Origin of the sequence: Clostridium arbusti SL206, assembly GCF_000246895.1 — a bacterium.
GTDB lineage: Bacteria > Bacillota > Clostridia > Clostridiales > Clostridiaceae > Clostridium_I > Clostridium_I arbusti.
On the sequence record NZ_BAEV01000128.1, the window covers coordinates 1 to 9,569 of the forward strand.

General features: G+C 28.5%; 8 protein-coding genes. 7 read left to right on the forward strand and 1 reads right to left on the reverse strand.

The genetic code is table 11. The features are described 5' to 3' along the window. Positions 1–11: 11 nt before the first annotated feature. Positions 12–458 carry a peptide-methionine (R)-S-oxide reductase MsrB gene (msrB, locus tag RH99_RS16440; RefSeq protein ID WP_010240784.1) on the reverse strand — a complete coding sequence of 149 codons (447 nt, stop codon included), beginning with the start codon at positions 456–458 and terminating at the stop codon, positions 12–14. 238 nt (positions 459–696) lie between these two features. Between msrB and RH99_RS16445 the strand changes: the two genes are divergently transcribed. From RH99_RS16445 to RH99_RS16475, 7 genes are all read left to right on the forward strand, one after another. Next, on the forward strand, positions 697–3,483 hold the full coding sequence (locus RH99_RS16445) for a sigma-54-dependent transcriptional regulator (protein ID WP_010240785.1): 2,787 nt from the start codon (positions 697–699) through the stop codon (positions 3,481–3,483). 199 nt (positions 3,484–3,682) lie between these two features. Then, entirely contained in the window at positions 3,683–4,102 is a 420-nt protein-coding gene (locus RH99_RS16450) for a PTS sugar transporter subunit IIA (RefSeq protein ID WP_010240786.1), read from the forward strand. Positions 4,103–4,227: 125 nt separating this feature from the next. Beyond that, on the forward strand, positions 4,228–4,710 hold the full coding sequence (locus RH99_RS16455; RefSeq protein ID WP_010240787.1) for a PTS sugar transporter subunit IIB: 483 nt from the start codon (positions 4,228–4,230) through the stop codon (positions 4,708–4,710). Positions 4,711–5,005: 295 nt separating this feature from the next. Further along, complete coding sequence (locus RH99_RS16460) at positions 5,006–5,773, forward strand: PTS mannose/fructose/sorbose transporter subunit IIC (RefSeq protein ID WP_010240788.1); 768 nt, start codon at positions 5,006–5,008, stop codon at positions 5,771–5,773. Between the two features lie 14 nt (positions 5,774–5,787). Further along, positions 5,788–6,612, forward strand: coding sequence for a PTS mannose transporter subunit IID (gene manZ / locus RH99_RS16465; RefSeq protein ID WP_010240790.1), 825 nt, complete (start codon positions 5,788–5,790; stop codon positions 6,610–6,612). A gap of 148 nt (positions 6,613–6,760) precedes the next feature. After that, a complete protein-coding gene (locus tag RH99_RS16470; protein WP_010240791.1) occupies positions 6,761–7,855 on the forward strand; it encodes a cysteine peptidase family C39 domain-containing protein in 1,095 nt (364 codons plus the stop codon). A 199-nt stretch (positions 7,856–8,054) separates the two neighbouring features. Beyond that, entirely contained in the window at positions 8,055–9,299 is a 1,245-nt protein-coding gene (locus RH99_RS16475) for a tetratricopeptide repeat protein (RefSeq protein WP_026038532.1), read from the forward strand. Positions 9,300–9,569 lie beyond the last annotated feature (270 nt).

The window sequence follows — 9,569 nt, forward strand, 5'->3', positions numbered from 1 at the left end:
ATAATATATTTTTAATTAAAAAGATCTATATAGTCTGAGTATCCTTCTTTTTTTAGGTCATCTTTAGGTATAAATTTTAATGAAGCACTGTTTATGCAATATCTTAGACCACCTTTTTCTTTAGGTGCATCATTAAAAACATGCCCTAAGTGAGAATCTCCATGTTTGCTTCGAACTTCTGTTCTTACTACACCATGAGATGTATCTAAAATTTCTTTTATATTTTCTGAGTCTATTGGCTTTGAAAAGCTAGGCCATCCACATCCAAAGTTAAATTTATCCTTTGATGTAAATAAAGGTTCACCAGTACAGACATCAACATATAAACCTTCCTTTTCAAAGTCCCAGTATTCATTTTCAAAAGGTGTTTCTGTAGCATTTTCTTGAGTTACTTTATATTGTAATTTTGTAAGTTTGCCTTTTAAATCTTCCTTTTTTAAATTATTATAATTTTTCATAATAACCTCCTAAACGTATTATAACTTTATCATAAATTTATTAGAAATAGAACCATAAATAATAATATTAATTAAGAATTGAGAATTAATTTATGTTGTTTATTATGCATTATGTAAGATGATTTATTCTAATTAAAAATATATTTTTGCATAAAAGTTGAAAAGCGTAGTTGATACATTCTATAATAAAAATGATAATACAATAAGATTAAGTGTATTAATATAAGGAAGTGATTGAATGAAAAGAATAGAAAAGATATATCAGTACATTACTAAAATAACAGAAGCTTTTGATTTGGAAAATTTGAAGGATAAAGGTGGTTTTAGTGCAGCTGAAATATCAGAAAATCTGAATATACTTAGAAATAATGTGAGTATGGAATTAAATGGACTACTTAGAATGGATAAAATAATAAAAATAAAGTCTAGACCTGTATTGTATATTGATAAAAAATGTGTTGAGAGAATTTTAGATAAAAAATTAGAAGCTACGTCTATAGAAGTCAAAGAAATTGATGAACTTTTCTCAAAAAACAATAATGGAAATAGTGAAAATTCACCTTTTGATAAGCTTATAGGTTCTAAGACAAGCTTAAAGAATCAAATTGAACAGGCAAAAGCTGCAATACTGTATCCACCTAATGGATTGCATACTTTAATTGTTGGTCAAACAGGTGTTGGTAAGACTTTATTTGCAAGTATGATGTATAATCAAGCTAGATATGTTAATAAGCTTAACGAGGATTCACCTTTTATTGTATTTAACTGTGCCGATTATTATAATAACCCTCAACTTTTAATATCTCATTTATTTGGGCATACCAAGGGTGCATACACTGGAGCTGACGGAGATAAAGCTGGAATTGTTGAAAAAGCTAATGGAGGAATTTTGTTCCTTGATGAGATACACAGGCTGCCACCAGAAGGTCAGGAAATGTTATTTTACTTTATGGATACAGGTAAATTCAACAGGTTAGGGGAGACTGAAAGAAATAGAGACTCCTGTGTTTTAATAATTGGTGCTACTACTGAAGATCCAAATTCATCATTACTAAAGACATTTATAAGAAGAATACCGATAATTATAACTATACCAAGTTTTGAAGATAGAACTGTAAAAGATAAAATAGATTTAATAAAGTTTTTATTTTCTAATGAAGCACATAGGGTGAATAAGACTATAAAAATAGAAGATGAGGTAGTAAAGGCACTTATCGGTAGTACTTCATATGGTAATGTTGGACAAGTAAAATCTAATATTCAGTTAATATGTGCAAAAGGATTTTTAAATAGTATGAATGACAAAGATTATATTGAAATAGATTTTAAAAGTCTTCCAACTGACATAAAGAATGGATTATTTTATCTAACTGGAAAAAGAAAGGAAATGGAGGAGATATCAAATTACTTAGATAATCAATTAATTATAACGGCAGATGGATACAATGAGCTAAGTGATACAGATTCCTATGATTTGCCTTTCAATCTATATAAAATAATAGAGGATAAAGCTGCTATTTTGAAAGAGGGCGGAGCAGATAAAGAATATATAAATAATTTTATAACAACGGATATTAATGTCCATATTAAATCATTCTATAATAGAGTTAAGAATAATGAAAATGATAGAAATAAAATACTGAAAATAGTAGATGAAGACATTTTAAAGTTTTCAGAAGAAGTAATGGATATGATTGAAAAAAAAGTTGATAAAAAGTTGACGTATAGATTTTTATATGCTTTAAGTCTGCATTTAAGTTCTTTTCTAAATAGATTAAAAACAAAGAAAACTTTAAAATATACAAGTATAGATGGAATTATTGATGATAAGAGAGAGGAATTCAATATAGCATTAGAAATAAAGCAAATGCTGGAAAAAAGATTTAATATAGTAGTTCCCGAAATTGAAGTAACATATTTAACTCTATTATTAAGCTCTATTCAAGAAGAAAAGAATAATGAGCATGTAGCTATAATTGTAGCTACTCATGGAAGTAGCACTGCTACAAGTATGGTAGATGTGGCTAAAAAACTTTTAGGAAGCAGTAATATAGAAGCTTTAGATATGCCTCTAGAAGTTAATCCTACAGAAATATTGGAGAGATTAATAGAAAAAGCTAAAGAGATTGATAGAGGAAAGGGTGTTTTGCTTTTAGTGGATATGGGATCACTTGCAAATTTTGGCACAGTAATATCTGAAAAAACAGGTATTAAAGTGAGAACTGTAGACATGGTGTCTACACCTATGGTATTAGAAGCTATTAGAAAAGCCAATATTTTGGATATGGATATAGAAGGTATTTATTATTCAATAAAAGATTTTAGAGGATATGGTAATAGAGAAGTAGCAGAAACTGACACTGACACTAAAAAGTATAAAGCTATAATTACTATTTGCTCAACTGGTGAAGGGACAGCAGAAAAACTAAAGGATATAGTTGAAAATATAGTAGCGAATAAGGAAAATAATACAATAGAGGTAATTCCTATCGGTATAAGAACACTTTCAGAAAGTATAAAAAATATTGAAAAAAGATATAAAATTATAGCTTCAGTTGGTGTTTTAGATCCTAAAATTGAGGTGCCGTTTATTTCTATAGAATCATTGATAGGTGGGGATGGAGAAGCTATACTATCGAATATAGTAAATAATAAAAATTCCTTCGTGGAAGAAAAAGAGGAGAATGTAGTATCCAAAAAGATATGTGAAGATAGCTTAAATCAATTTTTAACATATCTTAATCCATCGAAAGTAACTAGTGTATTATTTGATTTTATAAGTGTATTGGAGAAAAAAGTAAATATAAAGTTTAATAATTCGCTTCGTATTAGATTAATGGTACATGTAGGGTGCGCCTTAGAAAGAATGGTAATTAGAGATGGCTTAGTATATAAAGATGATAAAAATAAACTAGATAAAAAAATTGTTAATAGCATAAATGAAGCAAATAAATTGTTTAGAAGCTCAATAAATGTAGAACTTAGTGAAGATGAGATATGTTATATATCAGAAATGCTTAAATAAATGTATTAAATAACATGTAGAGTATTAAAAATAGAATAAGTGTATCAATGACAAGGTTTACAAATAAAAAAATATTCACAAAGTCAATGAAATGGTGGCTTTGTGAATTTTACTTTTTTGATACACAAATTTGGCACGGTAGTTGCTATATAAATAAGTGTAAGCAACTTAGTATTATAAAAGACAAGGGGGGATGAGAATGGCTGCCATAATTATAGGAACTCATGGTAAGTTTTCACAGGAGATATTAAGATCATCTGAAATGATATTTGGCAAACAAGAAAACGTTTCAGCGGTTACTTTTGAACCAGGAGAGGGTCCGGACGATCTTGTGAAAAAGTATAAAAAAGAATTAGAAAAGTTGGATTCAAAGGATGGTGTACTTTTTCTAGTAGATTTATTTGGAGGAAGTCCATTCAATGCAGCAAGTAGAATAGTAGCAGAAAATAATAATATGGATATTGTTACTGGAATTAATTTGCCCATGCTACTTGAGGTATATGGAGCTAGAAGTTTTTCAAACATTGAAGAATTAGTTGGTATAGCTAAACAAGCAGCAGGTGAAGGAGTAAAATCATTAAAGGAAACCTTACTACAAGCAGATAGTGATGAACTCTAATAAGGTGAAATAGAGAATAAATATAACTTATAATAGATTCATAAGGCAATTATATTAAATTTTGTAAGATATTTAATGATAACGATTAAATATAATTTATCAAAAATTAAGAGGAGGAATTTAAAATGGATATAAATTTTGTAAGAGTTGATGACAGATTAATACACGGACAGGTTGCAACTGTTTGGGTAAAAGAATCAAAATGTAATAAAATAATAATTTGTAGTGACGAAGTTTCTAAAGACACTTTGAGAAAGACATTAATTTTACAGGTTGCACCTCCAGGAATAAAAGCTTATGTATTACCTATTGAAAAGGCACTGGAAGTTTATAAAAATCCAAAATATAATTCTTTTAAAGCATTAATACTGTGTACAAATCCAGTAGATGTGTTAAGACTTGTTGAGGGTGGCATGGATATTAAGTCTGTAAATCTTGGAGGAATGTGTTATAAAGAAGGAAGAACTCAGATTAGCAGTGCAGTATCTCTTGGAGCAGAGGATGTTGAAGCTCTAAAGAAAATGCATGAATTGGGAATTGAACTTGAATTAAGAAAAATTGCAAGTGATTCAAGAGTTGATGTAATGACTAAAATAAAAGATTTATAATATACAATTTACACTTGCTATTTAACTGTTCATAAAAGATATCTCCCTATATAAATTAAAGAGGAATAATACTATGTTAGGCCATTATAAGGGAGAATCTTTTCTGATATAACTTTTATAGTCCTAATATCAATGAATCTTACTTAATGGGAGTTTTTATACTCTAACTTATCTAGGAATGTATTGCTGTTATTATTAACTTTTTTAAGGTTAATATTATAGAAAATAGTTATTGGATAAAGGTAAGGATAAAGGGCTAGAAAGAAATGTAATATATAAAAAAGGGGGATTATACATGTCTACTATTCAATTTATTTTAGTCCTTGTTGTTGCAATGATAACTGGTATGGGAAGCGTACTTGATTCAATGGAAACCCATAGACCAATAATTGCTTGTACATTAGTTGGCCTTGTGCTAGGGGACATAAGAACAGGAATTATTTTAGGAGGTACTTTGGAACTTTTAGCATTAGGTTGGATGAATGTTGGAGCCGCTATGGGGCCAGATAGTGCACTTGCTAGTGTGGTAGCTACAATACTAGTAATAACTGGACATCAACCAATAGCTTCGGGTATAGCTGTTGCCATACCAATTGCAGCAGCAGGGCAGGTTTTAACTATATTTGTTAGAACTATAGCTGTATTTTTTCAGCATCTTTCAGATAAATATGCTGAAGAGGCTAATTTTAGAGGAATAGAAATAGCTCATTTTACATCACTTCTGCTTCAGGGACTTCGTATTGCAATACCGGCTGCACTAGTAGCAGCAGTAGCAGGAACTAGTGGTGTTGAATCAATGCTTGCAGCAATTCCAGTACCTATTACAAGAGGATTACAGATCGCTGGTGGAATGATAGTTGTTGTTGGTTATGCTATGGTAATTAACATGATGGAAGCAAAATACTTAATGCCATTCTTCTTCGTTGGTTTTGCAATTGCAGCATTTACTACATTTACTCTTGTTGGTTTCGGTATAATTGGTGTATGCGCAGCTATATTCTATATACAACTGAATCCTAAGTATAGCCAAGTTCAGGTTCATGACGAATTAGATGATTTGTAAAAGGGGGTTTTAATATGAGTGAGAATAAATTAACTAAAAGTGATTTAAAGAGTATGTTCTGGCGTTCATGGTGGTTACTCGGTTCATTTAACTTTGAAAGAATGCAGAGTATGGGATTTTGTGTGTCTATGATTCCAGCTATAAAGAGATTGTATAAGAATAAGGATGACCAAGCGGCAGCATTAAAGAGACATTTAGAATTCTTTAATACACAACCATATATGGCTGCACCTATCATGGGTGTTACAGCAGCTATGGAACAACAAAAAGCAAATGGTGCTCCAATTGATGATGCAGCTATTAGTGGTGTAAAAATAGGACTTATAGGACCTCTTGCAGGGGTAGGTGATCCTATATTCTGGGGAACATTAAGACCGGTTTTTGCAGCATTAGGTGCATCAATAGCTCTTACTGGAAGTATAGTTGGACCTTTACTATTTTTCATACCATTTAATATTATTAGAATATTAACATTGTGGTATGGTGTTCATTACGGATATGAAAAGGGAACATCAATAGTATCCGAAGCAGCTGGCAATACATTACAGAAAATAACTGAAGGTGCATCAATAGTAGGACTTTTCATAATGGGAGCATTGGTTTGCAAATGGACTAATATAAATGTACCATTGGTAATTTCATCAGTTAAAGGTTCCGATGGTAAAATGGTTGTTACTACTGTTCAAAGCATGTTAGATTCATTAATTCCTGGATTATTACCATTATTATTAACTTTCTTATGCATGAAATTATTAAAGAAGAAAGTTAGTGCTATTGCAATAATATTTGGAATGTTTGCCCTAGGAATACTTGGTTATATTGGCGGATTCTTAAAATAAGTACTATAATGAGAGTGAAGTTTATTTAACAGAGTAGTCATGTAAAGGTTTTTGTAATATGGTAAGTTAAGACTATCTCAAGTTTTAAGAGATAGTCTTGATTTATATTAATGGATAAGTAATCTTGCAGATAAAGGAGAAATAAGCTATGGTACTTAATATTATCACCACTATTGTGGTAGCAATAATAGTTATTATATTTTTATATCTTTTAATCTTTAATTTTTATCAAAAGAAATATTATGATCAGGCTTATAGACCTAAGTCTATAAAATTTGGTAGAATACCACGATATCCTGAAAAAATTATTATAGAGGGTTTAGAGGGAGTTTCTAGTGAAAAGCAATATCAAGAGGCGGCTGCTCTTAAAATGATAAATGATAAGATTCATCCTAAAGAAAGTATATCTATAGATACTATTAATTTTCTCATGGGATATACTTATGGCGTTAGTTTTAATTCTATAAAAAAGAATTTTATACCATTTAGTGAACCTATAGAAGGAACGAGAATTTCAGCACCATTTATGGGACTTCATATGGATTATCGTACAACATACAGTCCTAATGCTTTTATTGGTACTATGAAAGAGTATATTTCACAAGGATATCCAGTAATGGTTCAACTAGATATGTCTACTCTTTTAGGAACAGAAGGCTTTTATGCAAATAGTGAACTGCTAGTAGGTTATGATAGAGCAGGCTTCTATTATTATGAAACTATGGGTAGGGACAATAAAGAAAAAAAGTATGTTTCTAAGCAAAAACTTATAGATGCAACTAATAAATTAAATTCTAAGTTTAGAAAACCATGGAGATATGGCTTTTGTATTTTTACTACTAGAGAAAAAAATAAAAGTATTAATAAAATACTAAATAGAAATAGTCAAAGCCTCATTGGAGAAAAAAGTAAATCTACTTCATCTGGAATACATGCCATAGAAGAATTTGCAAAATCTATACAAGAAGAAAAGATTTTTAATAGCCAATGGATACTAGAGACTCTTGCATATACAAGGCAAGATAATGCAAAATTTCTTGAAGATTTTTTTAAGGATAATAGTGAAATAATTGAGGCAGCAAAATTATTTAGATTAGCAAGTGAAAATTATAATAAGGCATTTGAAATAATTAAGGATAATAGTAGCGAAGAAAATATAATAAAGGTAAGTGAACTTCTGATTAGTAATTGTAAACTAGAAGAACAAGTAGGAGTAATATTTAAAAATGTATCTGGTTTATAATTAAAGAAACTACAATTTATAATAATATAAAAAACCCTATTTAATTAAGTAAAAGTTATAATTAAATAGGGTTTTATTTTTTATATCTATTTTTATATACTATACTAGAAGATAGATATTTTATAGTATATACTTATGAAATGAGTATCATGATAAAAAATAAGGCTATTTTTATATGTCTTATACAAAAGGTGATGTTATGAACAAATCAAATAAATATTATAATAAAGCATTAAATTATTATCAAGAAGGATATATAGAAAATGCTATAAAATTATGTGAAAAAAGTATTTCTTCTAATATGAAAAATAAAGCAGCCATAGACTTAAAGGGACTTTTATACTATTTAAAGGGTGATATAACAAGTGCAAGAGCACTTTGGAAACTTAATTGGCAAGTGAATAAGGATAAAGTGGCAAAAAAGTATCTTGAAGGACTAGAAAATGATGAAGAAAAACTTATAGTTTATATAGATGCTGTAAAAAAGATAAATTCCATGAAAATAAATGAAGCCTTAGAGGGATTACTAAGATGTGAGAGTAGTGATTTTAATATTATAAACGTAAATAATTCTTTATGTACATGCTATATAAAGCAGGGTGAGTTTGAAAAGGCAAAAAAAAGTATTGAAAAAGTTATTAAAATAGATAAGTGTAACTATACTGCATTGGAAAATAGAAAAATATTAACTAAGTATGGTGAATTGAAGTCTACTATTAATATTAAACCTTATTTTTATGGTGTTTGTGCTTTAGCTATTTGTTTTATAATTTTTATTAGTGCTGAGCCTATTGCCAATACATTCTTAAAATTAAGACATGTTTCTCATAAAGATATTACAGAGGTAAAAAGTAATGATGTAAATGATAAAAAGACTTTGTTGAAGAATAAAGCGAAAAATATTAATAATGATAATGATTTTGTAAATATACAATTTCCTTATGATGAATTCAAGAAAGCTTTAGATAGTAAAGATTATGAAAAAGTATATAACTACACAGAAAAATGGAAAAATGAAAATTTACAAATAAATTATAAGGAAATTCTATCTCAAGGAGAAAAGCTTTTAAGTGATGAAGGTGTAGTTTATTTTTATAAACAAGGCACAACCTTTTTTAATAACAGGGATTATAATAACGGAAGTAAGGAGTTTTTAAAAGCTTTTAGTTATGGAAGTAATAGTTATTTATATCCGCATATTATATATTTTACAGCTTTTAGCTATGAAAATTTAAAGGACTATGAAAATGCATTGAAATTTTATTCTGTTTATGATACAAATTTCAGTAAGGGAGATTATGAGGAAATAGTACTTTATAATATGGCAATTATAAATAAGGATATAGATATGGGTAAAGCAAGGCAATATGCAATTCGATTATCAGATAATTATCCTCATTCTATATATAATAATTCAGCTATTAAGTCTATATTAAAGAATTGATAATTTATTTTATAAAATATTATTTTAATGTTTCACTAAAATTAAGAAAACTTATTTGTATAATATTTAAAATATATATGGGAATAATATATATTTAGTGGTTGTAAAGATATATATGATGTATAATTAAAATGTGGATTGTTATGGAATATATTTTTATTGATAATAAATATTAAATAATATATAATATTTTATAAATAGTATAAAGATAGATTTAAAATTAAATATATAAATCAATTACTTATTCAGTTTTACAATTATACTACGTGT

What these genes read in the sequence shown, in the direction of transcription:
- msrB (WP_010240784.1), bottom strand. Translation starts at nt 458, where the DNA reads ATGAAAAATTATAATAATTTAAAAAAGGAAGATTTAAAAGGCAAACTT.
- RH99_RS16445 (WP_010240785.1), top strand. Translation starts at nt 697, where the DNA reads ATGAAAAGAATAGAAAAGATATATCAGTACATTACTAAAATAACAGAA.
- RH99_RS16450 (WP_010240786.1), top strand. Translation starts at nt 3,683, where the DNA reads ATGGCTGCCATAATTATAGGAACTCATGGTAAGTTTTCACAGGAGATA.
- RH99_RS16455 (WP_010240787.1), top strand. Translation starts at nt 4,228, where the DNA reads ATGGATATAAATTTTGTAAGAGTTGATGACAGATTAATACACGGACAG.
- RH99_RS16460 (WP_010240788.1), top strand. Translation starts at nt 5,006, where the DNA reads ATGTCTACTATTCAATTTATTTTAGTCCTTGTTGTTGCAATGATAACT.
- manZ (WP_010240790.1), top strand. Translation starts at nt 5,788, where the DNA reads ATGAGTGAGAATAAATTAACTAAAAGTGATTTAAAGAGTATGTTCTGG.
- RH99_RS16470 (WP_010240791.1), top strand. Translation starts at nt 6,761, where the DNA reads ATGGTACTTAATATTATCACCACTATTGTGGTAGCAATAATAGTTATT.
- RH99_RS16475 (WP_026038532.1), top strand. Translation starts at nt 8,055, where the DNA reads ATGAACAAATCAAATAAATATTATAATAAAGCATTAAATTATTATCAA.